Origin of the sequence: Castellaniella hirudinis (assembly GCF_042651965.1) — a bacterium.
GTDB lineage: Bacteria > Pseudomonadota > Gammaproteobacteria > Burkholderiales > Burkholderiaceae_B > Castellaniella > Castellaniella hirudinis.
In genome coordinates this window covers 113,383-135,507 of the sequence record NZ_JBHSDY010000011.1, presented here as the reverse complement: position 1 = coordinate 135,507, position 22,125 = coordinate 113,383, and the positions used below count along the sequence as shown (strand labels likewise).

Genomic DNA, 22,125 nt, shown 5'->3' with positions numbered 1-22,125 from the left:
CACACGATCAGAGCGTGCGGGCGACTTCCTTGATTTCAAAGACTTCGAGCTGATCGCCGATCTGGATGTCGTTGTTGCCCTTGAGCGTGATCCCGCAATCGAAGCCGGATTTGACTTCCTTGGCATCGTCCTTGAAGCGACGCAGCGAATCCAGGGAGCCGGTCCAGTGCACCACATTGTTGCGCAGCAGGCGGACCTGGGAATCGCGGCGGACCACGCCTTCGAGGACCATGCAGCCGGCGATGTTGCCGACCTTGGACACGGTGAAGATTTCGCGGATCTCGACCAGGCCGATGACCTCTTCGCGCTTTTCCGGCGCCAGCATCCCCGACATGGCGTTGCGCACGTCGTCGATCGCGTCGTAGATGATGTTGTAGTAGCGCAGGTCGATCTCGTTGGTCTCGGCCAGTTTCTTGGCCGGGGCGTCGGCCCGCACGTTGAAGCCGATCACCACGGCGCCCGAGGCGATCGCCAGGTTGACGTCGCTTTCGGAGATGCCGCCCACGGCCGCGTGCACGACCTGCACCCGGACCTCGTCGGTCGACAGCTTGAGCAGCGACTGCACCAGCGCTTCCTGGGAGCCCTGGACGTCGGTCTTGACGATCAAGGGCAGCGTGCGCACGCCCTCGCCCAGATTGTCGAACATGGATTCCAGCTTGGCGGCCTGCTGGCGAGCCAGCTTGACGTCACGGAACTTGCCCTGACGGAACAAGGCGATTTCACGCGCCTTGCGCTCGTCGGTCAGCACCAGGACCTCGTCGCCCGCAGCCGGGACTTCGGCCAGGCCCTGGATCTCGACCGGGGTCGAGGGGCCGGCTTCGTTGGTGGGCTTGCCGGTGTCGTTCAGCATGGCGCGCACCTTGCCGAACGCCACCCCGGCCAGCACGGCGTCGCCGCGATGCAGGGTGCCGCTCTGGACCAGGATGGTCGCCACGGGGCCGCGCCCCTTGTCCAGCCGGGCTTCGATGACGATGCCCTTGGCCGGCGCGTCGACGGGCGCCTTGAGTTCCAGGATTTCGGCCTGCAGCAGGACGTTTTCCAGCAGCTCGTCGATGCCCTGGCCGGTCTTGGCGGACACGGGGATGAAGGGCACGTCGCCGCCGTATTCTTCCGGCACGACTTCTTCAGCCACGAGTTCCTGCTTGACGCGGTCGGGATTGGCTTCCGGCTTGTCGATCTTGTTGATCGCCACCACCAGGGGCACGTTGGCCGCGCGGGCGTGGTGGATGGCTTCCTTGGTCTGGGGCATGACGCCGTCGTCGGCCGCCACCACCAGGATGACGATGTCGGTGGCCTGGGCGCCACGGGCGCGCATGGCCGTAAAGGCTTCGTGACCCGGGGTGTCCAGGAAAGCCACCTGGCCACGATCGGTCTTGACGCTGTAGGCGCCGATGTGCTGGGTGATGCCGCCGGCCTCGCCGGTGGCGATCTTGGTGCGGCGGATGTAGTCCAGCAGCGAGGTCTTGCCGTGGTCGACGTGGCCCATCACGGTGACGACCGGGGCGCGCGGCAGGGCTTCGGCCTCGTCGGACACCTCGGTGTCGGCCAGGAAGGCTTCCGGATCGTCCAGCTTCGCAGCGATGGCGGTATGGCCGAGTTCCTCGACCACGATCATGGCCGTTTCCTGGTCCAGGATCTGGTTGATAGTGACCATCTGGCCGAGCTTCATCAGGTGCTTGATGACTTCGGCCGCCTTCACGGACATCTTGTGGGCCAGATCGGCGACGGACACCGTTTCCGGCACGTGGATTTCACGCGCGATGAATTCGGCCTGCATCGGTTCCTGATGCTCGGCCTGACGACGGCCCTTGCCGCGTCCGCCCTTGCCCCCCCGGCTGCCGGCCTTGCCGCCCGCGCGCCAGGCATCACGCCCGGCGCCCGGTGACAGCGTCTCGGCCTTGGAAGGCTTCTTGCGGCCGTCGTTGGACCAACTCGAGGACACGTCGGCGGTCTTGATGACCTTCTTGCCTTCGGATTCCTTCTTGACGGCGGTCTTGGTGCCGGCGGGCTTGTGCAGCGTGCCGGTGGTCGGCGTTTCTTCGGGTTCGGGCGCGCGCAGGACCTTGCGCGGCTGGCGCATCATTTCGCGCAGCGCAGCGGCCTCGGCCTCGGCGGCGCGGCGGGCGCGTTCGCGGTCGGAGTCGGCCGGCGCACGGCGGGCCTTGCCCGGCGTGGCCTGAGGCGCGGACACCGGCGCGGAGGACGCGGGCACGGGTTCGGCGCGCGGCGCAGGTTCGGCCGCAGCGACGGGCGCTTCGGTCACGGGTTCGGCGACAGGGGTTTCGCTCACGGTGTCCTGTTGGGTTTCGACCGGGGCAACGGCCTCGGCGGCGGATTCTTGCGGTTCAGGGGTCTCGTCCGCCTTGGCCGGAGCCTCGGCTACCGGGGCCTGGGGCTCAGCCGGCGCCGCCTCGGGCGCAACGGCTTCGGGCGCTGCGGCTTCGACGGGACGGGCCTCGACGACCGGCTCGGCCGCGACCGGAGCGACCGGCGCCTGAACAGGTTCAGCCTGGGGCGCGGCCGCTTCCTCGACCGCCGGAGCGGGCGCGGGTGCAACCGCGGCCTGGGCGGCGGCTTCGGCGCGCGCGGCATCGATCAGCTCGGAGCGGTCGCGCTTGACCAGCACGCGCTTCTTGCGGACTTCGACCTGGATCGTGCGCGAACGGCCCGAGCTGTCGGCCTGATGGATTTCCGACGTCTTGCGGCGCGTCAGCACGACCTTTTTACCGGTATCGGAGCCGTGCGAACGCCGCAGGGATTCGAGCAGGGCGCTCTTGTCTGCTTCGGTCACGTCTGCGTTCACCGACCCCAGCTCGACGCCGGCCGAGCGGAAATGATCCAGCAGGACGTCGGCGGGCATGTTCAGTTCTTCGGCGAATTTAGCGACGGTGTTACTCGACATTCGACTCTCTCTTTGACTACGTTGATGGGCTGCGTGGTTTGATGCGACGAAGCGATCAGGCTTCGTCGTCCTCGAACCAGTGGGCCCGCGCCTGCATGATCATGTCGCTGGCGGTGTCCTCGGGCAGCCCGGTCAGTTCGGCCAGTTCGTCCGCGGCCAATTCGGCCAGGTCGTCCAGCGTGGTGATGTTGTTTTCAGCCAGCTTGGCGACCAGGGCCGGGTCCATGCCCTGGATTTCCAGCAGATCGCGGGCGGTCTGCACGCGCTCTTCCTGGGCGATGGCCTCGGTCAACAGGGCATTGCGCGCACGGGTGCGCAACTCGTTGACGGTGTCCTCGTCGAAGGCTTCGATGTCCAGCAATTCCTGCATGGGCACGTAGGCGATTTCTTCGAGGCCGGTGAAGCCTTCGTCGATCAGGATGTCGGCGACTTCCTCGTCCACGTCCAGCTTCGTGATGAAGGTGTGACGCAGCGCGGTGCGCTCGGCATCCTGACGGCTCTGGCTTTCCTCGGGCGTCATGATGTTGATCTGCCAGCCGGTCAGCTCGGACGCCAGGCGGACGTTCTGACCGCGCGCGCCGATGGCCTTGGGGAGGTTTTCCTCGTCCACGACCACGTCCATGGCGTGCTTGTCTTCGTCCACCAGGATCGATTCGACGTGCGCCGGCGCCAGCGCGCCGATCACGAATTCCGCCGGATCGTCGGCCCACAGAACGATGTCGACCTGCTCGCCGCCGAGTTCGTTGCGCACCGCCGTGACACGCGAGCCGCGCATCCCGACGCAGGTGCCGATCGGATCGATCCGTTTATCGTACGCCACGACGGCGATCTTGGCACGCACGCCCGGATCACGGGCCGCCGCCTTGATCTCGAGCAGACCCTGCTCGATCTCGGGGACTTCGTTTTCGAACAGTTCGCGGATGAAATCGGGCGAGGTGCGCGACAGGATGACCTGCTGGCCGCGCGCGGCGTGATCGACCTTGAGGACGTAGGCGCGCACGCGGTCGCCGGCGCGGATGTTTTCCTTGGGGATCATCTCGGTGCGCGGCAGCCGGGCCTCGACCTTGCCGATTTCGATGATGCCGTCGCCCTTGTCCAGGCGCTTGACCGTGCCGGACACGATGGTCTCGCCCCGATCCAGGAAGTCATTGAGCACCTGTTCGCGCTCGGCATCGCGGATCCGCTGCAGGATGGCCTGCTTGGCGGCCTGCGCGCCGATGCGGCCGAATTCGATGGGTTCGAGGGGTTCCTCGATGTATTCGCCGATCTCGATGCCCGGCACGATGTCCTGGGCGTCGGTATAGAGTTCCTGGGCGTCGGGCTCTTGCAGGCCGGCCTCGTCGGGCACGACCAGCCAGCGGCGGAAACCTTCGTGTTCGCCAGACTGGCGGTCGATGGCCACGCGGATGTCCACGTCTTCCTTGAACCGCTTTTTCATGGCCGAAGCCAGCGCGTTTTCGAGAGCGCCGAACACCACATCGCGTTCGACGTTTTTTTCACGCGCCAGGGCGTCGACCAACAGCAGAATTTCGCGACTCATCGCTTCTTACCCTTGAAATCGAGAACAGGGTCCAGCCGGGCCCGATCCACATCGTCAAAAGAAAACGGCAGCGTCCGCACCTGGCCTGACTGGTCTTCCCAGTCCAGGCTGAACACGGGCGTTTCATCCCCGCCGGCCCGCAGAATGCCGGTAAAGGTCTTGCGGGACTCGACCGGCTCGTGCAGGCGCAGTTCGATGCGCTCGCCGGCAAAGCGGACAAAGTCCGCCGGGCGGCGCAGGGGCCGGTCTACGCCGGGGGAGCTGACCTCCAGGCGCTTGTAGTCGATGTTTTCGACTTCGAACACATGCGACAACTGGCGGGAGACCTGTTCGCAGTCCTCGATGCGCACCCCTTCGGGGCGATCGATCACCACACGCAAAAGCCCCAGGGGCGCGCGTTCCACATCGATCAGTTCCACATCGAAGCCCAGCAAGGCTTGCTGGGCGACCGTCAAAATATCCGCCATAAATTCCAAAAAAAAAGGGGCTGTCCCGCAGCCCTTTGTTCGCCCCGGAAACCCGAAGCCCATTCAGGAACCGCCGAGGACCCGCTCCGGCATGCGCTTTAACACACGCGGTGCCGGGGTTTTGCCAATGCTGCGACCCATGCGCCCGATCGATACCCCAATACGGGATGCTTCTATACGGCGCAACGCAAACGGCAAGTCCTCGGTGGACACAGCACAAAGGTGCTGTAAAGCCTTACATTATAACAGCATTTCTTTGCCAAAGACCATCTCGTGAAACCCTGGCGCCATGACCCGGATCGGCGCCCGGCCCGGGCGTGTCCGCCACAGCGGACCGGGCCGGCGCGACCCGGCCGGATCAGCGGCTGCGCCCCAGGAAACCCAGGCGGGACTCGTGCGCATGCGCGCCGCGCGGCTGGCGCTCGCCGCCCCCGCCCCCGCCGCCCGCCTGCTTGCGGGGCGCCTTATTGCCGCCCGGCTTGCGGCCGGTCTTCTGGGCGGGCTTGTTCTGAGCGGCCTTGGGCGGACGCGGCTGCGCGTTCACCCCATCGGCCTGGGGCTGCGCCCCGCCCTGAGCATGCTTGCCCGGCTTGCCGGCGCCGGGTTTGCCGGACCGGGCCGGTTTGCCGGCGGGCTTGGCCGCGGGCTTGCCGTTGGCCTGGCCGGCCGGCTTGCTGCCCGGCTTGCCCGGCCGAGCCGGGCGGGACGGCCGGTTGGATGCGGGCCGGCCTTCGACGTGTCCGTCCTGGGCCTCGAAGCCCTGGCCTTGAGCATGATGGCCTTGGCCGTGATGACCATGGGATTTGGCCGGCTTGCGGCCGGATTTGGCGCCCTGGCGGGGCTTGCCGCCCTCGGCCTTGTTGCCGTCCGGATGGCCATTGGCCAGCCCGCCGCTGATGAGCAATCCGGTCGTGAACGGGTCGATGCCGCCCTTGCGGCCGCCCGCCACCCTGCCCCGGCGGTTCAGGCGCGCACCGTTCTGGCCGTTCTGGCCCGGCGTGCCAAAGCCCGGCGGCAGCGCGCTGGCGTGCGAGGTCGGCTGACGCTCGGACTGGCTGTCATCGTCTTCGTCGCCGCTGCGCACCAGGCCCAGCTGGACCATCAGCGCCCCGACCAGTTCGGAATCCAGTTCGTCCCAGCGCCCCCGGCGCAGATTGGTGGGCAGCATCACATCGCCGAAGCGGGTGCGGATCAGACGGCTGACCGTCACACCGGCCGCATCGAACATGCGCCGCACTTCGCGGTTGCGGCCTTCGCTGAGCGTGACCCGGTACCAGCGGTTGCTGCCTTCACCGCCGATGTAGTCCAGCGAATTGAATTGCGCCGGCCCGTCTTCCAGTTCAATACCGCTGGTCAGGCGAGCCTGTTCCTGTTCACCCAGTTCGCCCAGCACGCGGACCGCGTATTCGCGTTCGGAACCATAGCGCGGATGCGACAGGCGGTTGGCCAACTCGCCCGAGGTCGTCAGAATCAGCAGGCCTTCGGTATTCAGGTCCAGGCGCCCCACCGACAGCCATTTGCCGGTGCGGATGCGCGGCAGGCGGGCGAACACGGAGGCACGACCTTCGGGGTCGTCGTGGCTGACGATCTCGCCGGCCGGCTTGTGATACAGGATGACGCGAGGCAGCTTGCCCGCCTTGGGACGCGTCACCAGACGGCCGTTGACGCGGACCTTGTCGTCGGGACCGATGCGCTGCCCCACGTGAGCGGGCTCGCCGTTGACCGAGACGCGGCCGGCGACGATCAGTTCTTCCATGTCGCGCCGCGAACCCACGCCCGCGTCGGCCAGAACCTTGTGCAGCTTCGGCATCAGGACGTCGCTGTTCAGATAGCGATCCAGGCGTCGTGCGGTCGGCTGCGCGTCATTCAGGTAATGCAGGGCGCGATCAGCTTCTTCGGCCGTGCCCGCATCGATGGCTTCGACGGCCTCGGCGGCCTGGGCCTCGCCCTGGGCGCCCTGAGCCCCGCCCTGCTGCGCATCCCCCCGGCGGCGGCGAAACGGCGTGCGCAGCTTGCGCCCGCGCGGCTTGCCGTTGTCCGGCCGATTCTCGGGAGTGGACGAAGCGTCGGGCGCACCCGTCGCGTCACGCGGCATCGTCTCTGTGTCTGCTGTCATGGGGTTCGGTGACTCCTATGCAAAAGTCTGTTCTTCATTCATTCGGCTCTCGCGGCGCCTGGACCGGAGGATCATCCGGATCGGGGTCCGCAGCAGCCTCCGGAGCGGCAGCGGGTTCCTCATCCGATCCGGCCTGTGCATCGAACGCCAGGACGCCCAGCGCCTCCGTGGCCTCGTCCGCGTCGAGCGCGGGCAGCTCGTCCAGCGCCCGCAGACCGAGGTCTTCGAGGAAGCGGCGCGTCGTCCCCAACAAGGCCGGACGCCCCGGGGCATCGCGATAGCCCAGGGTTTCAATCCAGCCCCGGTCTTCGAGGGTGCGGATGATCTGAGCCGAGACCGTGACGCCGCGGATGTCCTCGATGTCCCCGCGCGTCACGGGCTGCCGCCATGCAATGATGGCGAGCGTTTCGAGCACGGCGCGAGAATAGCGAGGCGGTTTTTCGGGGCTTAGCCGCCCCAGGTAACGCTGCATGTCAGGACGGCTTTGGAAGCGCCAGCCACTGGCGAGCTGCACCAGTTCGAGCCCCCGTTCCTGCCAGTCGAGCTGCAAGGCAGCCAGATGGCGACGGATGTCGTCCCCGGAAATCGTGTCCTCGAAGAGGCTGCGCAGATCAGTGACCGCGAGAGGCGCATCGGCACACAACAAGGCCGTTTCCAAGACGCGCAGGATTTCCGTTTCCGTCATTTTAGCTTGAACTCCGATGGATTGCTTGCATTATTTTCGCAGACTTGCTATAGTTCAGTTCTTCAGACGCGGGGTGGAGCAGTCTGGCAGCTCGTCGGGCTCATAACCCGAAGGTCACAGGTTCAAATCCTGTCCCCGCAACCAGCTTTAAAGACAGGCCGAATTCCAGTGGAATCCGGCCTGTTTTCATTTGTGCGCCCCCTCACCCCGCCCGCACCAGCGCCTCGAACTCGGCCACCGGCAGCGGACGGCTCAGCAGATAGCCCTGCCAGGCATGGCAATGATGCCGCTCCAGAAAGGCGCGCTGGGCCTCGGTTTCCACGCCTTCGGCGATGACGCGCAGGCCCAGGCTGATGCCCAGGCCGACGATGGTGCGCGCAATCGCCGCGTCGTTGGGGTCGGTCAGCACGTCGCGCACGAAGCTCTGGTCGATCTTCAATTGATCCAGCGGCAGGCGCTTCAGGTAGGCCAGCGACGAATAGCCGGTGCCGAAATCATCCAACGAAAATCCCACGCCATAGCCCTTGAGCTGCACCATCTTGCGGATCGTGTCCTCGATGTCCTGCAGCAACAGGCCTTCGGTCAGCTCGAGTTCAAGCCGGCTGGCGTCCGCACCGGCGCCCGCCAAGGCCGCCAGCACGTGATCGACAAAGCCAGGCTCGTGGAACTGGCGCGGGCTGACGTTGACGGCGATGCTCAAGTGCGCAAACTCAGGATCCTGGGCCCAGCAGGCCAGTTGTGTGCACGCCGCCCGCAAGACCCATTCGCCCAGCGGCAGGATCAGACCGGTCTCTTCGGCCAGGGGAATGAAAGCGGCCGGCGAGATGAAGCCGCCCTGGGGATGATGCCAGCGCAGCAAAGCCTCGCAGCCGATGATGCGGTCGCGGTCCTTCTGCGGCTGATAGAACAATTCGAACTGGCCCTGTTCCAGGCCGATGCGCATGTCCAGTTCCAGCGTGGCGCGCCGATGCACGGCGGCCTGCATCAGCGGATCATAGAAGCGCATCGTGTTGCGGCCCGCCGCCTTGGCCTGGTACATGGCCAGGTCGGCCCGCTTGAGGTGTTCGTCCACCCCCTGCTCCTGCCCATGAAATATCGCGGCTCCCATGCTGACCGTCGCATGGTAGTACTCTCCCTCCAGCAGATAGGGCGCGCTCAGCAGCGTCAGGATGCGCTGGCCGGTTTCCTCAGCCTGCGCGGCGGCCTCTTCGGCGGAATCGCCCAAGTCCTCCAGGACGACCACGAACTCGTCGTCCCCATGCCGGGCGACGGTCTGCGAGTCGGGCAGGCTGTTCCGCAGGCGTTCGGCGACCTGGCGCAGCATCAGGTCGCCGCAATCATGGCCCCGGGTCTCGTTCAGGGTCTTGAAATGATCCAGGTCCAGCATCAGCAGCGCGCCCCAGCGCTGATGACGCGCCGTGGACGCCAGGGTCTGCTGCAGCCGGTCCAGCAGCAGGCGGCGATTGGGCAATCCGGTCAGCGAGTCGTTGAACGCCAGGTAGTTGATTTCCTCCTCGGCCGCCTTGCGCGAGGTCAGGTCCTCCAGCGTCAGCAGATAGTCATCGCCCAGCAGGACGCCGGCAATCTCGACCGTCCGATAAGCGCCGTCGCCGCACAGGATCCGGTATTCGCCGGCCGCGATGACACTGTCGCCCGCGAGGCGGGCCGCCGCGCAGTGCCGCGCCCAATGCTGGCGCGCCCGTTCGCGGACGTCGGGGTCGGGGCAGATCCGCGCCCACCAGGCCTGCACATCGGGCACTTCCCGCTCGGCATAGCCGAAAATCTGCACGAACTGCCGATTGCGGAATGTGATGCGCTCATCGTGCCGCACCAGACACACCCCCACCGGCAGGTGATCGAGGATGCTGCGCAGATGCCGCTCCCGGTCCTGCAGCGCGTCCTGCATCCGGCGCCGCTCATCGACGTCCTGGATGACGGCGACGTGGAGGTCGGGCGCCTCGCCCGGCTTCCAGATGGGAGAAACCGTCAGATCCACCCAGATCGATTCGCCCCCTTTGCGCAGGACGCGCTTTTCAAGCCGGAACTCGCGGATTTCCCCCGCCTGGACGCGCCGCATCTGCTCCAGGTCCCGCGCCAGGTCGTCCGGATGGGTCAGCTTCTGGAAATCGAGCCGCAGCAGTTCGTCCCGCGTGTAGCCCAGGATGTCGCAATACTTTTGATTCACCCGGACCAGCGCGCCGGTCTTGACGTCGGTCAGGGACACGCCGACCGCCGCCTGGTTGAAGACGGCGCGGAAACGTTCCTCGCTGCGCCGCAGGGCCTCGTGGGTGGAAGCGACCTCGGTAAAGGCCCGCGTGCGCTGACGCGTCAGCAGGCTGGCCAGCACCACCAGCAGCAGCGTCAGGGCCGCGCCCGCGCCGCCGATCCACCAAGGCATCATCCGTTCAGTGGAGGACAACAGCGCGCGGCTGGGCGCGAAGTCCAGGCGCCAGGTCCGGCCCATCACGTCCAGCAGGCGGGTTTCTTCGAGCGCGAGCCCTGGTTCGACCGTGTCCGGCGGCGGCGCCGAGGTGCCCAACAGGGCCGGTACGCCCGGAACGCCGGCGGCGCCGACATCCTGCACCCGCAACGACAGGCCGCGCAGAAATCCGGATGCGCGGATGGCGTCCAGCATGCCGCTGACCCGCACCACGGCGGCCACTGCGCCAATGAAACGATCACCCTCGCCGCGATGAAACACGGGAAAACGCAGCACGAAGGCCGTGCTGTCTTCTTTTTCCTGAAGCAAGGCGAAAGGCGCCGAGGTCACCGGGCGGCCCGTCGCCCTCCCCGTCAGGACGGCGGCCAGATTGGCGGGCTGAGAGGCGATGTCCAGCCCCCAGATGCTCTCGTTGCCTTCCCGAGGCCAGAGATACTCGACGATATAGTGGTCCGGCCGATCGACGCGCGGGTGAATGATCGGCGCCATCGGATCCGCTGCAGGGAACCGGGCGCGCAGCCGCGCTTCGTATGCGGGCAGTTCGCTGGTGCGCACCCGGCGCACGAAGGACAGGTTGACCAGTTCAGGGTAGTTCCGGCGCACGTCGTGCTGCGCCACCACGCGCTCGAACAACTGGTTGTCCAGGTCGGGATTGACCATGAACAGGTCGCGCAAACCGGCCACGACCTCGGCGTAGGCCACGATGCGCTGGGTCATCGCGTCGCTGGAGGAACGGACTTCTTCGGAAAAGCGGATCTGGGCAAGCGATCGGCCCGTTTCCCGCTGCTGCTGCACCAGTCCGTAAGTCAGGCCGAACCCGAGCACGGCGACCAAAAAACCGGGAAACCAAAGACTGAATGTTCGTCTTGCGGAAAATGCCGCCATGAGGCTCCTCGATCGAAAAGGCAGGCAAAGGCGCTGGGAATTTCATGCGCGCTCCGCCAGGCGGCGGGACTTCCAGGCTAAGAATAGCGGTTTTTACGTGACTGTTGTGAACTGTTTCAAATGACGGCGCTCACGCCCCCAAAGCGCCGGCGCGGCCTGACCGACGGCATGCAACCGCCGGCCGGCCGGAGCCATAGGGAGGGACGGCCTAGCGGATCCCGAAAAGGTAGAGCGAACCGAGGCTGATCATCGGGAAATAGGTGATCAGGGCCAGGCACAGCAGAATGACGCCGACCATAGGCACCAGATAGGGAATCATGCGGTGCAAGGACACATTGCCCACCGCCGCAGCGGCAAACAGGTTGACGCCGAACGGCGGCGTGATCATGCCCAAGGCCAGGTTGGTGATCATGATCAGGCCGAAATGCACCGGATCGATCCCGAACTGCGCGGCGACAGGCGCCAGGATGGGGGCGATCACCACGATGGACGCGGAGGTCTCGACGAACATCCCGATGACGAACAACAGCACGTTCACGACCAGCAGGAACATGAAAGCGCTATTGAAATTTTCGACGATCCACTGGCTGATCGCCGTCGGAATGCCCGCCCGCGTCAGGATGAATGAAAACAGGCCCGCCATCGAGATGATGAACATGATGATGGCCGCAGACAGCGCCGATCGCTTCAGCACGTCGACCATCGTGATGAAGCGCATTTCACGATAGACGAACATGCTGACGACCAGGGCATAGAACACGGCGACGATGGACGCCTCGGTGGGGGTGAACACGCCGCCGTAGATGCCGCCCAGAATGAGGACCGGCATGAACAACGCAAAGACCGACCGCTTCAGGCTCATCAGGAACGGGGGCTTCTGCTTCGGCGGCATGTCGCCGGGCTTGAAGCAGAAACGGGACCAGACCAGCACGAACACGATCAGTGCCGCGGCAATCAGGAATCCCGGGCCGATGCCGGCCACGAACATGTCGCCCACCGGAGCGCTCGCGGCCACCCCATAGAGAATCATGGGAATGGACGGCGGGATGATGACGCCCAGTTCGGCCGCCGTGGCCTGCAGCGACGACGCAAAGCCCGCCGGATACCGTTGGGCCACCATGGCCGGAATCAGGATGGCGCCAATGGCATAGGTCGTGGCGACGCTGGAGCCGGAGACGGCGGCAAAGATCATGCAGACGACGATGCACGTCGCCGGCAGCCCGCCCCGGGTATTGCCGATGAGGCTTTCCACCAGATCGACCAGTCGCCGGGAAATGCCGCCCGCCGCCATCAGGTTGCCCGCCAGAATGAAGAACGGCACGGCCGCCAGCGGAAACTTGTCGAGTGCGATGAACGCCTGCTGGGGCAGCACGATCAACGGCAGATTGGAAAAAGCGGCCACGCCCACCAGCCCCGCCAGACCGATGGCGACGGCCACCGGCACGGACAGCGCCATCAGCCCCACGAGGAGCAGGATCATCACGAGCAGCATTGCGTCTGTCCTCAGGTATTCTGTGTCTGGTGATCGATATCGGCGCGCGGCGCAATGGCATGCGCAATCGTGGAGAGCATCGACACGATCGCGCCGACCGGCAATGCGGCATAGGCCCAGCTGGTGGAGATCCCCAACCCGGCAATGGTCTGGAACCGGACGCGCATGGCCAGCGCCACGCCATACCAGGCGATGAACCCCAACAAGGCCAGCACACAGACCAGGATCACACCCTGGACGACGCGGCGCATCCTGCCCTTGCTCAGACTGAGCAGCCAGTCCACGGAGATGAGCGTCCCGGAGCGCAGCGCTCCGGCGATGCCCAGGTACGCCATCCAGATCAGGGTCACCTGGATCAGCGGCTCAGACCACTCCGCCGAGCGCTGCAGGACGAACCGCGCGACCACCTGGTAAAGACCGCACAGCGCAGCAAACCCCAGGCCGGCGGTCGCCAGCCCGACCGCCGTCCTGGTCAGCGTGTTCTCGATGCCCAGAAAGCAGCGAGACCAGGTGCGGGCGTTCATGACTTCGTATCACGGATGGCATCCAGGCGATCCTTGCCGAACCGCTCTGCGAATTTCGCATAGAGCCCATCCAGCTTCGCCCGGAAAGACGCCTTGTCGACATCGGTGATGACTTCCACGCCCTGCTGGCGCAGCGTGTCCAGGCCCGTCTTCAGGACGGCTTCCACTTCGGCCCGATTGCGCTTCATGGCGTTGCGCCCCGCTTCAACGAAGATCTGCTTGTCTGCGTCGGACAGCCCATCGTAGGCGGACGGCGAAATCAGCAGGACCAGCGGCGTGAAGGCATGGTCGGTCATGCTCAGGTATTTCTGCACCTCGCCGAACCGATTATTGATGATGGCGCCGACCGGGTTCTCCTGACCGTCCACAACCCCTTGCTGCAGGGCGGTGTAGACCTCCGGAATGGCCATGGGGGTCGGCAGCACGCCGAGTTCCTTCCAGACCGCAATATGCAGCTCGTTTTGCTGCGTGCGAATCTTCAGGCCCCGGACGTCCTCCACCGTCTTGACCGGCCGGACATTGTTCGTGAGCTCCCGGAACCCCATCCCGCCGAACGCCAGCCCCATCAGCCCCTTCTTGGGCAGCAGGGCCAGCATCTCCTCTCCGATGGGGCCGGACAGGACGGCTTCGGCATGATCGAAATCCCGGAACAAGAACGGAATATCGAAGAGCGCGAATTCCGGCGCAAAATTGACCACCACGGAGGTGCTGGGCACCGCCATGTCCACCGTCCCGAGCTGGACGCTTTCGATGACCTCGCGATCGCCGCCCAGCGCGCCGCCGCCCTGCAGTTCAATCTTGATCCGCCCTTCCGTACGGGTGGCGACCTCCTCGGCGAACTGCTTCATCGCGATGGCTTCGGGCGCCTGCGGCCCGCCGACGAAGCCCAGCGACAGCGTCGTATCGGCAGCCGCAGCCGCCCCCGTCCAGGCCGCCGCGGCCAGGCATGTCGCCAATATGAGTTTTTTCATGATCTCCTCCGACTGCTATTGAGATGGACACTGATAGGAAAATGAACGATCAGGCGCTGATGCTCCAGCGCCCGGTGACGTACTCGCCGAGCGTCTCGATCCGGATCGGAATGCCCAGACCGGGACCGTCAGGGACGGCGATCCGGCCCCGGCCATCGGGGCGCGGATCGAAAATCGCCGCACGCAAGGGGTTGTGGCTCTTGTCGTATTCAAACAGGGGGAAACCGGGATTCTTGCCGTAGCCGCTCAGGAGCGACGCATACTGCAGCGAGGCCAGAAAATTGACGCCGCTGCCCCAGACATGAGGCGCAATCGCCGTATCAAAGGCATCGGCCAGACCGGCGATCTTCATGGCTTCGGTCAGGCCGCCGCAAATGGCGAGGTCGGGCTGCAGGATCGCCAAAGCGCCGTCCACCATGACATCCCGGAAGGCCTGGACGCCACAGAAAGACTCGCCGCCCGACAAGGGCACCGACAGCTTTTCCGCCAGCCGTCGATAACTGGCGGTATTGTCGTGGCGGACCGGCTCTTCGATCCAGGCGAGCCGCGATGCAGTGGTGGCATCCGCCAGCGCCAGCGTATCGCCGACCGTGGAGGATTCGTTCAGGTCGATCATCAGCGGGGCCTCGGCGCCCACGATGGCGCGGGCGGCCTCGATGGCGCGCACATCGGCCTCGAACCCGATGCCGACCCGGATCTTCACGGCCTGGAATCCGTCTGCCACAAAGCGTTCGACCGCCTGCTCGAAGCCCGCGTACCGGTTTGCGCCGGCAGGCAATAAAGGACCGCTGGCGTACGCGTCGATTTCGCTGCGCAGCGCCCCGCCCAGCAGTTCAGCGATGGATCTGCCGCTGGATCGCCCCAGCGCATCCCAGACCGCGATATCGATCGCGCTGAGCGCCATATGCGTCTGCCCGCGCCGATCAGGCACGGCGGCGGCCAGCATGGCCTGGTGGATGCCGCGCGGATTCGTGATGGATCGACCCAGCACGTGCGGCGCCAGCTGGTGCTGGATCAACGCGGCGGCGGCATGCGGATAGGCCCAGGTTTCCCCCCAGCCTTCCTGCCCGCCCGCCGTCACGATCCGGACCAGCAACCCGGCCCGCTCGCTGAACACCCGCAATGCGTTGCCGGCCGGCTCGGGCATGGCGCAACGAAGGAAATAACCTTCGATCCTGGCGATCGTATCCGCGGTCGAGATCAATGACGGCTCCTCTGCCTCTGACTTGACTGCGGATTATAATTATTTGAAATCTAAGCAACAAATAAGAATTTAACGCCTGAAACATCAGGATTTTAAATATATGCGCCTGACTCTCGCCCAGCTTGAAGCGTTCTATTGGACCGCCACCCATGGTTCTGTGGACAAGGCCGCCCATACACTGCACCTCGCGCAACCCACTGTCTCGCTGCGCCTGCGAGGGCTGGAAGACGCCTTGGGCTACAAACCCTTCGAGCGTGCAGGCCGGGGCCTGAAGCTCACCCTGCGCGGCCTGGATCTGCTGGACGAATGCCACACCATCTTCGCCAGCCTCGAAACCATCGAAGCGCACGCCGGCGCGCAACGGGTCACAGGCCCCATCCGCCTGGGCTTCGCCGAAGGTTTCGCCATGGTCTGCCTGCCCGAGATTCTGTCCAGACTGCACGCCGACCATCCGGGGTTGCAACCCGAAGTGATGGTGGCGACGTCCGCGCAGATCGAGCCGGAACTGCACGACCTCAAGCTGGACCTGGCCTTTCTCGTGCATCCTTCCGAGCACAAGCAGTTCAAGCTGGAGCCTCTAGGCCGCCAGGAAGCGGCCTGGGTCGCGGCAACACGCTTCGATCTGCCTGCGGTCATCAGCCCCCAGGACATCGCCACGCTGCCGATCATTTCCAATCCGGTCGGATCCATCAACTACCAGCAGATGATCGGCTGGTTCGCCAGCGCGGGGCTGACGCCGAAACGGATCGACTTCTGCAACAGCGTCTCGATGCTGGTCAATCTGGTCGACAAGGGCGTCGGCCTGGGCATTTATCCCTGCAAACTGGCCGAAAACGCGCTGGCTGCCGGCCGGGTGCGCATCCTGCAGTCAAGCCCCCAGATCGACGATACGCCGATCTTTGCCAAATACCCCCGCCAAGGCTCGAAACCCAAGGCCGATGCCGTACTGAGCACCGTCATTTCGGTGCTCAGCGAAATGGATTACCTGAAGTAGCGCCGGGCCGCGCCAGACGCAAACGGCACTCACCAGCGCACGAAAAACAGCACCCAGGCCCAGCAAAACGGCAGCAGGCCGGCCGCCACCAAAGCCACGGCCCCCAGCCTGCGCACCAGCCCCTGCGTGCGCAGACCCGCCAGCCGCCATTCGAAGCGCAGGCTCCAGGCCAGCGCCAGCGTCAACAACGTAAAGCGCGCCGCGTTGGCCCAGCCGGTAGGCACGCCCTCGTGCTGCAGCAAGGTCAGCGTCGTCGCCGACAGTCCCAGGAACACCCCCACGCCCGCCGCCGGGATCAGTCCCTGGGCCAGTTTGTGCACGCCCGCCAGGCGGCTGCGCAACAGATGGCCATCCGCGTCCCGCACCCCGGGCGCCTGCGCCGCCGGCAGCACACGATCCGCAAGCCACAAGCCGCAGAACACGGCGCCGCCCACGATCACGGCCGCACCGCCGATGAACAACAGGATGACGGCGCCGTCCAGCCAGCTGAAGCTGTCGTTGACCTCCGGGTAATGCGTCAGGATGAACCACGGCGCGTTGTCGGCCAGCGGCCAGAAGATATCGCGCCCGACCAGCCAGGTCGCGGCGGCCTGCTTGATCGATACGAACCAGGGGCTGGCGCTCCACAGAAAGGCCCCCACCGCCAGGCCCATCAGGCCGAAGACGATCAGCGCCGTCTGCCAGCCGCTGCCGTCAGCGACATGGACGATCTCGGCCTCGGGCGAACGGGGCGTCAGGGTGATGGCGCCCCGGTAATCGCTGCAACGCCCGCACATATGGCATTCGGCCGCGCCTTGCATATTGCGCAGGGGCAGCAGGGGCGCGCAATTGATGGATTCGGTGCGCCGCACAGGCGCGCGCCAGGCGGCGGCATCCACCCGGTAATGCCAGGGAGCCAGCTTGCCCAACAGGTTGAACACGCCATTGACCGGGCACAGATATTTGCACCAGACGCGCTTGTCGCGCCCATAGAGCCAGCCAACGATCATGGCGGCCACGGTGGAGCCGCCCAGCACCGCGGCGACCGCCCAGGGATACTGGTAGACGCTGACCAATTGGCCGTAAATCGTGGTCAGGCTGAAGGCCACGAAGGGCCAGCCGCCCCAGCGCATCCAGCGCGGGATGGCCCGGCCGCGCCCATGCCGGCTGGCCCATTCGGTCAGCGCCCCCTCGGGACAGAACAAGCCGCACCAGGCGCGGCCGAACAAGGGGATGGACAGCAGCACGAACGGCCACCAGACGCCCCAGAAGGCGAACTGAGCCACGATGGTGAGATTGTTGAAGACAGACGCCGTGCGGTCCGGCAGCGGCATGGCCGCCGGAATCGCCAGCAAAGCGACGTAAAAGACGACGATGGCCCACTGGATCCCGCGGATCGCGCGTTGGTGATCACGCAGGAAATTCCCCGCGTGCGCGACACCGGAACGAAACGAATGCGACGAAATCATGCAGCCAAGCCTACACGCCATGTGACAAGGCGGTATTCTCCACGCATCCCCTCATCCAAGCAAACAGGAGTTGTCCCATGAAAGCCATCGGATACCGGCAGGCCGGTCCCCTCGAACGCGACGACGCACTGGTCGACATCGAACTGGACCGCCCGACGCCGCAAGGCCGCGACCTGCTGGTCGAAATCGCAGCGGTGTCCGTCAATCCCGTCGATACCAAGATCCGCAAGAACGTCTCTCCCGAACCGGGCCAGTGGAAAGTCCTGGGCTGGGACGCCGTCGGCCGGGTCGCGGCAGTCGGCCGCGAGGTCACACGCTTCCAGCCCGGCGACGAGGTGTTCTACGCCGGGGCGCTGACCCGGCCGGGCGCCAACAGTGAATTCCATCTGGTCGACGAACGCCTGGTCGGCCGCAAGCCCGGCGCGCTGGGCAACGCCGAGGCAGCCGCCCTGCCCCTGACGGCCATCACCGCCTGGGAAATGCTGTTCGACCGGCTCGACGTGCGGCGCCCCGTGCCCGGCGCGGCCGACGCCATCCTGATCATCGGCGGTGCGGGCGGTGTCGGTTCGATCACCATCCAGCTCGTCAAAGCGCTCACGGACCTGACCGTCATCGCCACCGCATCCCGCCCGGAAACCCGGGCCTGGGTCGAGGCCCTGGGTGCGGACCACGTCGTGGATCACAGCCGGCCCCTGGCCGGGCAGATCGAAGCGCTGGGCCTCGGCCGTCCCGCTTTCGTCTTCTCGACGACCGCGACCGACCGGCATGCGACGCAGATCGCCGAGCTGATCGCGCCGCAAGGCCGCCTGGGCCTGATCGATGATCCCGAGGCCATCGACATCAAGCTGTTCAAGCGCAAGTCCGTGTCGGTCCATTGGGAGTTCATGTATACCCGCTCGATGTTCGAGACCGAGGACATCGCGGCGCAAGGCCGGCTGCTGGACGAAGTCGCCCGGTTGGTGGACGCGGGCCGGCTGCGCACCACGTTGACGGAAACCCTGCGGCCGATCAACGCAGCCAACCTGCGCACGGCGCACACCCTGCTGGAAAGCGGCCGCGCGCGCGGCAAGATCGTGCTGGAAGGCTTCTGAGGCCGGCGCGACGGGGCAGCGGAATCGCATCGGCGCACACCGCTGCCCAATCGTTTATACCGCCGAGCCCGCTTTGACGCGCCCGCCGACGGCCGGCGAGGCGGCGCGCGAAGCGCGGCGCAGCAGCCAGGCCACCGCGCCCCAGTACGCCAGCCAGATCAGCACTTGCGACAAGGCGGGATACGCGCGGTAACCGGCGAAATCGGCCAGGATCTTGCCCAGCCCGCCTTCGGTTTCCAGCAGCCAGGACGTGTCCCACACCGGATCCATCAGGGCCGGCAGCACGCCCAGGGAGATCAGCCGGTCCGTGGCCGACATCAGCAGCGCGCCGGCCAGCAGCAGCAAAAGGATTTCCGTCAGCTTGAAAAAGCGCCGCCAGGTGATGATCCGCCCGCCCAGTTGCAGCAGCCAGAAGGTCAGCAGCGCCACCGCGAACCCGCCCAGACCGGCCAGGACCATCGCGCCGGTGTCGCCCGAGGCCTGCGAGGACAAGACGGTGCCGTACAGAAAGACCACGGTCTCGCTGCCTTCGCGGGCCACGGCGATCATCACCAGGATCAGCAGCCCCCACCAATGGTCGCCGCCGATCTGCTGCGCCGCGCCGGATTCCAGTTCGCGCTTCAGGCCGCGCCCGTGGGCGCGCATCCAGACGACCATTTGGACCACCAGCCCGCAGGCGACCAGCGCCATCAGCGCCTGGAACCATTCCTGCCCCTCGTCGGAGAGCCAGGAGGCGATCCCCAGCAGCACCAGGGCCAGCGCGCCGGCCAGCAGCAGCCCGGCGCCCACGCCGCCCCACAGCCAAGGCAGCCCGCGCCGGCCTTCCGGCGAGGCGCGCAGCCAGGAATAGAGGATGCCGACGACCAGCAGGGCCTCGACACTTTCACGCCAGACGATGAAGGCGACTTGTTCCATGATGAGGTGCAGGTGCGAAGATCAGGGCTTGGGCAGCACCACCAGGGTGCCCTTCACCTGGGGATGGAAATCGTCGAAGAAGGGATATTCGCCAGGCCGCGACAGGGACAGCACCACGAACGAGGTCACCCCCGGCCCCAGGACCTTTTCCTTGCGCAGCGGCAGGCTCTCGAATTCGACGGCTTCGGTGCTTTCGTTGACCAGGATGATCTTGAATCGGCCCGCCGGCACTTCGAGACGGGTCGGCTCGAAGGTGCCGTTCGCCTTGAAGGTCAAGGTGTAGACCGGCATCTCGTCGGCCCGCGCCGCCTGCAGCGGCGCCAGCCAGCCCGCGCCGACCAGGGCCGCCAGCGCCAGCCAGGTGCGCAGACGCGTCATGCGGATCCGTGTCATGGTCATGACCCACATCCCGCGATCAGTAGCCGCCCTTCTTGCCGGTGCCGGCATAGACGAACTCGTACTTGACCTCGAAGGTCTTGAACCACGGCGCCACACCGGTTTCCTTGTCGACGTGGCGGCCGAAGTGGTTGTTGTGCGCGGTTTCGGGCGAACCGACGATGAAGGTCAGATTGTATTTGCCCGGACCTTCGAGTTTGACGTTGTCGCCGTAGTGCGGGCCGTCGTTGGCCACCATGGGCATCAGGTCGCCCTTCAGGACCTTGTCGCTGCCCTGCTTCTGCAGCACGTACTGGATGTTCAGGTACGGCGCCCAGGCGCCTTCGGGCAGGCCGTTCTTGTTGTCGGCCGTGGCGTGGATGTCGGCTTCCAGGTGGACGTCGGAGTCCTTCGCGGCGCGCATGATGCCGGCCGGCTCCATTTCGATGGGCTGCAGGTAGACCGCCGCCACCTCCAGGCCGTTGAGTTCGCTAGGTTCGCCGATGGGGTATTCGGCCGCCAAGGCGGAAGAGGCCAGGCCGATGCCGGCCAGCGCGACGAGCAGCTTGTTCATCATGAACGATCTCCGTGCTAGTAAGAAGAATGATTCTCGTTAATATAGCACCGGGAGATCGCCCGGAAATGGAGCTGAATCAAGAAAATTCGGGATCGTGCCGGCGATCGGCCCCGTGATCAGTCCGACGGTGATCGCAGGCCGGGCGTTTCGCCCGGCCTGCGATCACTTCTTCTTTTTTCCGCCCTCGGGCGGCTGCCCGGGGAACGGAAAGGCCGAGAACATGTTGCGCGTCTGGTCCTGCATCTGATCCTGCATCTGGATGAACAGGCCGCGGCTTTGCTCGATGTAGTTATTCATCATGTTCTGCAAGGCCGGCGTCTGCATGTTCATCAGCTGGGCCCAGGCCTCGGGCCCGAAATGCTGCTGGTACAGACCCTGGGACTGTTCGGCCATCCGATCCTGAATGTCCATCAGCACCTGGATGTTCTTTTCCAGGAACGTCCCCATCACGCCTTGCATGGCGTGGCCGTAGAAACGGATGATCTGCGCCAAAGCCTCGGCCGAGAACATGGGCACACCGCCGGATTCCTCTTCCAGGATGATCTGGAGCAGGATGCTGCGGGTGAGGTCGTCGCCGGTCTTGGCGTCGACGACCTTGAACACCGCGTTTTCCAGGACGAGCTGCTTGATGTCGGCCAGCGTGATGTAGGCGCTGGACTGCGTATCGTACAGGCGGCGGTTCGGATATTTCTTGATCAGCCGTTCCGCCTGGGGAGAAGAAGTGGTGTTCCGTGCCATGATCAACCCATGTGCAGGCCGCCGTTCAGGGAGAAATCCGCCCCGGTGGCAAAGCCTGAATCATCGGATGCCAGCCAGGCAACGATGGAGCCGATTTCTTCCGGCGTGCCCAGACGCTTGACCGGGATGGTGGCGACGATCTTTTCCAGCACGTCGGGTCGGATGGCACGCACCATGTCGGTGCCGATATAGCCCGGGGAAATGGTGTTGACGGTGACGCCCTTGCTGGCGACCTCCTGTGCCAGCGCCATGGTGAAGCCGTGGATGCCGGCCTTGGCGGTGGAATAGTTGGTCTGGCCGAACTGGCCCTTTTGGCCGTTGACCGAGCTGATGTTGATGATCCGCCCCCACTGGCGGTCCACCATGTCATCGATGACCTGCTTGGTCACGTTGAACAGGCTGTTCAGGTTGGTGTCGATGACGGCGCGCCAGTCTTCCTGGTTCATCTTGCGAAAGAGGCCGTCGCGGGTGATGCCGGCGTTGTTCACCAGCACATCGACCGGACCGAATTGTTCCTTGATCTTGACGAAGGCCTCGACCGTGGAATCCCAGTCGGACACATTGCCGACCGAAGCGTTGAACTTGTAGCCCAGCGCAGCCTGCTCGGCCAGCCATTTGGCGTGATCCCGGCTGGGTCCGCAACCGGCCACCACCGTGAAGCCTTCTTTTGCGAGACGCTGGCAGATCGATGTTCCGATACCGCCCATGCCCCCCGTCACGTAAGCCAGTTTGCCGCTCATGATGTTCTCCTTTTTGGACTG

Annotated in this window: 17 protein-coding genes, 1 tRNA gene and 1 pseudogene; 3 read left to right on the top strand and 16 right to left on the bottom strand. The window is 65.5% G+C overall.

All coding sequences use genetic code 11. From position 1 onward, the window contains the following. Positions 1-7: 7 nt before the first annotated feature. The 5 genes and pseudogenes from infB to scpB form a co-directional block, all read right to left on the bottom strand. The gene (gene infB, locus ACFO0J_RS17080; RefSeq protein ID WP_376814292.1) at positions 8-2,902 is read right to left on the bottom strand and encodes a translation initiation factor IF-2; all 2,895 of its coding nucleotides are present in this window, start codon (positions 2,900-2,902) and stop codon (positions 8-10) included. Positions 2,903-2,957: 55 nt separating this feature from the next. Beyond that, positions 2,958-4,442, bottom strand: coding sequence for a transcription termination factor NusA (nusA, locus tag ACFO0J_RS17075; RefSeq protein ID WP_376814291.1), 1,485 nt, complete (start codon positions 4,440-4,442; stop codon positions 2,958-2,960). After that, complete coding sequence (gene rimP, locus ACFO0J_RS17070; protein WP_376814290.1) at positions 4,439-4,909, bottom strand: ribosome maturation factor RimP; 471 nt, start codon at positions 4,907-4,909, stop codon at positions 4,439-4,441. The genes nusA and rimP overlap by 4 nt, the downstream gene beginning before the upstream one ends. A gap of 358 nt (positions 4,910-5,267) precedes the next feature. Continuing rightward, entirely contained in the window at positions 5,268-7,025 is a 1,758-nt protein-coding gene (locus tag ACFO0J_RS17065) for a pseudouridine synthase (RefSeq protein WP_376814289.1), read from the bottom strand. A gap of 70 nt (positions 7,026-7,095) precedes the next feature. Further along, positions 7,096-7,710: pseudogene (gene scpB / locus ACFO0J_RS17060) on the bottom strand (SMC-Scp complex subunit ScpB); the annotation flags it as partial. A 67-nt stretch (positions 7,711-7,777) separates the two neighbouring features. Here scpB and ACFO0J_RS17055 point away from each other — a divergent pair. Next, positions 7,778-7,854, top strand: a tRNA-Met gene (locus ACFO0J_RS17055). A 58-nt stretch (positions 7,855-7,912) separates the two neighbouring features. Here ACFO0J_RS17055 and ACFO0J_RS17050 read toward each other — a convergent pair. The 5 genes from ACFO0J_RS17050 to ACFO0J_RS17030 form a co-directional block, all read right to left on the bottom strand. Continuing rightward, positions 7,913-10,975 (bottom strand): bifunctional diguanylate cyclase/phosphodiesterase, encoded by a 3,063-nt coding sequence (locus ACFO0J_RS17050; protein WP_376814375.1) that lies wholly within the window; start codon positions 10,973-10,975, stop codon positions 7,913-7,915. 268 nt (positions 10,976-11,243) lie between these two features. Then, entirely contained in the window at positions 11,244-12,527 is a 1,284-nt protein-coding gene (locus ACFO0J_RS17045; protein ID WP_376814288.1) for a TRAP transporter large permease, read from the bottom strand. Between the two features lie 11 nt (positions 12,528-12,538). Further along, positions 12,539-13,051: a TRAP transporter small permease gene (locus ACFO0J_RS17040; RefSeq protein WP_376814287.1), complete on the bottom strand. Its 513-nt coding sequence runs from the start codon at positions 13,049-13,051 to the stop codon at positions 12,539-12,541. Beyond that, positions 13,048-14,022, bottom strand: coding sequence for a DctP family TRAP transporter solute-binding subunit (locus ACFO0J_RS17035; protein ID WP_376814286.1), 975 nt, complete (start codon positions 14,020-14,022; stop codon positions 13,048-13,050). The genes ACFO0J_RS17040 and ACFO0J_RS17035 overlap by 4 nt, the downstream gene beginning before the upstream one ends. Positions 14,023-14,071: 49 nt before the next feature. After that, positions 14,072-15,226: a mandelate racemase/muconate lactonizing enzyme family protein gene (locus ACFO0J_RS17030; protein WP_376814285.1), complete on the bottom strand. Its 1,155-nt coding sequence runs from the start codon at positions 15,224-15,226 to the stop codon at positions 14,072-14,074. A gap of 100 nt (positions 15,227-15,326) precedes the next feature. Between ACFO0J_RS17030 and ACFO0J_RS17025 the strand changes: the two genes are divergently transcribed. Continuing rightward, a complete protein-coding gene (locus tag ACFO0J_RS17025) occupies positions 15,327-16,220 on the top strand; it encodes a LysR family transcriptional regulator (protein ID WP_376814284.1) in 894 nt (297 codons plus the stop codon). 29 nt (positions 16,221-16,249) lie between these two features. On the opposite strand, the gene ACFO0J_RS17020 is transcribed toward ACFO0J_RS17025, so the two are convergent. Beyond that, complete coding sequence (locus ACFO0J_RS17020; RefSeq protein WP_376814283.1) at positions 16,250-17,668, bottom strand: 4Fe-4S binding protein; 1,419 nt, start codon at positions 17,666-17,668, stop codon at positions 16,250-16,252. 77 nt (positions 17,669-17,745) lie between these two features. Between ACFO0J_RS17020 and ACFO0J_RS17015 the strand changes: the two genes are divergently transcribed. Then, positions 17,746-18,759 carry a zinc-binding alcohol dehydrogenase family protein gene (locus ACFO0J_RS17015; RefSeq protein WP_376814282.1) on the top strand — a complete coding sequence of 338 codons (1,014 nt, stop codon included), beginning with the start codon at positions 17,746-17,748 and terminating at the stop codon, positions 18,757-18,759. 54 nt (positions 18,760-18,813) lie between these two features. Here ACFO0J_RS17015 and ACFO0J_RS17010 read toward each other — a convergent pair whose 3' ends face one another. The 5 genes from ACFO0J_RS17010 to phbB form a co-directional block, all read right to left on the bottom strand. After that, the gene (locus tag ACFO0J_RS17010) at positions 18,814-19,674 is read right to left on the bottom strand and encodes an FTR1 family iron permease (RefSeq protein ID WP_376814281.1); all 861 of its coding nucleotides are present in this window, start codon (positions 19,672-19,674) and stop codon (positions 18,814-18,816) included. A gap of 21 nt (positions 19,675-19,695) precedes the next feature. Further along, complete coding sequence (locus tag ACFO0J_RS17005) at positions 19,696-20,052, bottom strand: cupredoxin domain-containing protein (protein ID WP_376814374.1); 357 nt, start codon at positions 20,050-20,052, stop codon at positions 19,696-19,698. Positions 20,053-20,089: 37 nt separating this feature from the next. Then, positions 20,090-20,626 (bottom strand): iron transporter, encoded by a 537-nt coding sequence (locus tag ACFO0J_RS17000; protein ID WP_376814280.1) that lies wholly within the window; start codon positions 20,624-20,626, stop codon positions 20,090-20,092. 162 nt (positions 20,627-20,788) lie between these two features. Beyond that, positions 20,789-21,364, bottom strand: a complete 576-nt coding sequence (gene phaR, locus ACFO0J_RS16995; protein WP_376814279.1) for a polyhydroxyalkanoate synthesis repressor PhaR — start codon at positions 21,362-21,364, stop codon at positions 20,789-20,791. Positions 21,365-21,366: 2 nt separating this feature from the next. Continuing rightward, positions 21,367-22,104: an acetoacetyl-CoA reductase gene (phbB, locus tag ACFO0J_RS16990; RefSeq protein ID WP_376814278.1), complete on the bottom strand. Its 738-nt coding sequence runs from the start codon at positions 22,102-22,104 to the stop codon at positions 21,367-21,369. Positions 22,105-22,125: the final 21 nt, after the last annotated feature.

Bases quoted from the DNA above. Each gene is read 5' to 3' on its own strand.
- infB (WP_376814292.1), bottom strand. From the start codon at position 2,902: ATGTCGAGTAACACCGTCGCTAAATTCGCCGAAGAACTGAACATGCCC.
- nusA (WP_376814291.1), bottom strand. From the start codon at position 4,442: ATGAGTCGCGAAATTCTGCTGTTGGTCGACGCCCTGGCGCGTGAAAAA.
- rimP (WP_376814290.1), bottom strand. From the start codon at position 4,909: ATGGCGGATATTTTGACGGTCGCCCAGCAAGCCTTGCTGGGCTTCGAT.
- ACFO0J_RS17065 (WP_376814289.1), bottom strand. From the start codon at position 7,025: ATGACAGCAGACACAGAGACGATGCCGCGTGACGCGACGGGTGCGCCC.
- ACFO0J_RS17045 (WP_376814288.1), bottom strand. From the start codon at position 12,527: ATGCTGCTCGTGATGATCCTGCTCCTCGTGGGGCTGATGGCGCTGTCC.
- ACFO0J_RS17040 (WP_376814287.1), bottom strand. From the start codon at position 13,051: ATGAACGCCCGCACCTGGTCTCGCTGCTTTCTGGGCATCGAGAACACG.
- ACFO0J_RS17035 (WP_376814286.1), bottom strand. From the start codon at position 14,022: ATGAAAAAACTCATATTGGCGACATGCCTGGCCGCGGCGGCCTGGACG.
- ACFO0J_RS17025 (WP_376814284.1), top strand. From the start codon at position 15,327: ATGCGCCTGACTCTCGCCCAGCTTGAAGCGTTCTATTGGACCGCCACC.
- ACFO0J_RS17020 (WP_376814283.1), bottom strand. From the start codon at position 17,668: ATGATTTCGTCGCATTCGTTTCGTTCCGGTGTCGCGCACGCGGGGAAT.
- ACFO0J_RS17015 (WP_376814282.1), top strand. From the start codon at position 17,746: ATGAAAGCCATCGGATACCGGCAGGCCGGTCCCCTCGAACGCGACGAC.
- ACFO0J_RS17010 (WP_376814281.1), bottom strand. From the start codon at position 19,674: ATGGAACAAGTCGCCTTCATCGTCTGGCGTGAAAGTGTCGAGGCCCTG.
- ACFO0J_RS17005 (WP_376814374.1), bottom strand. From the start codon at position 20,052: ATGACGCGTCTGCGCACCTGGCTGGCGCTGGCGGCCCTGGTCGGCGCG.
- ACFO0J_RS17000 (WP_376814280.1), bottom strand. From the start codon at position 20,626: ATGATGAACAAGCTGCTCGTCGCGCTGGCCGGCATCGGCCTGGCCTCT.
- phaR (WP_376814279.1), bottom strand. From the start codon at position 21,364: ATGGCACGGAACACCACTTCTTCTCCCCAGGCGGAACGGCTGATCAAG.
- phbB (WP_376814278.1), bottom strand. From the start codon at position 22,104: ATGAGCGGCAAACTGGCTTACGTGACGGGGGGCATGGGCGGTATCGGA.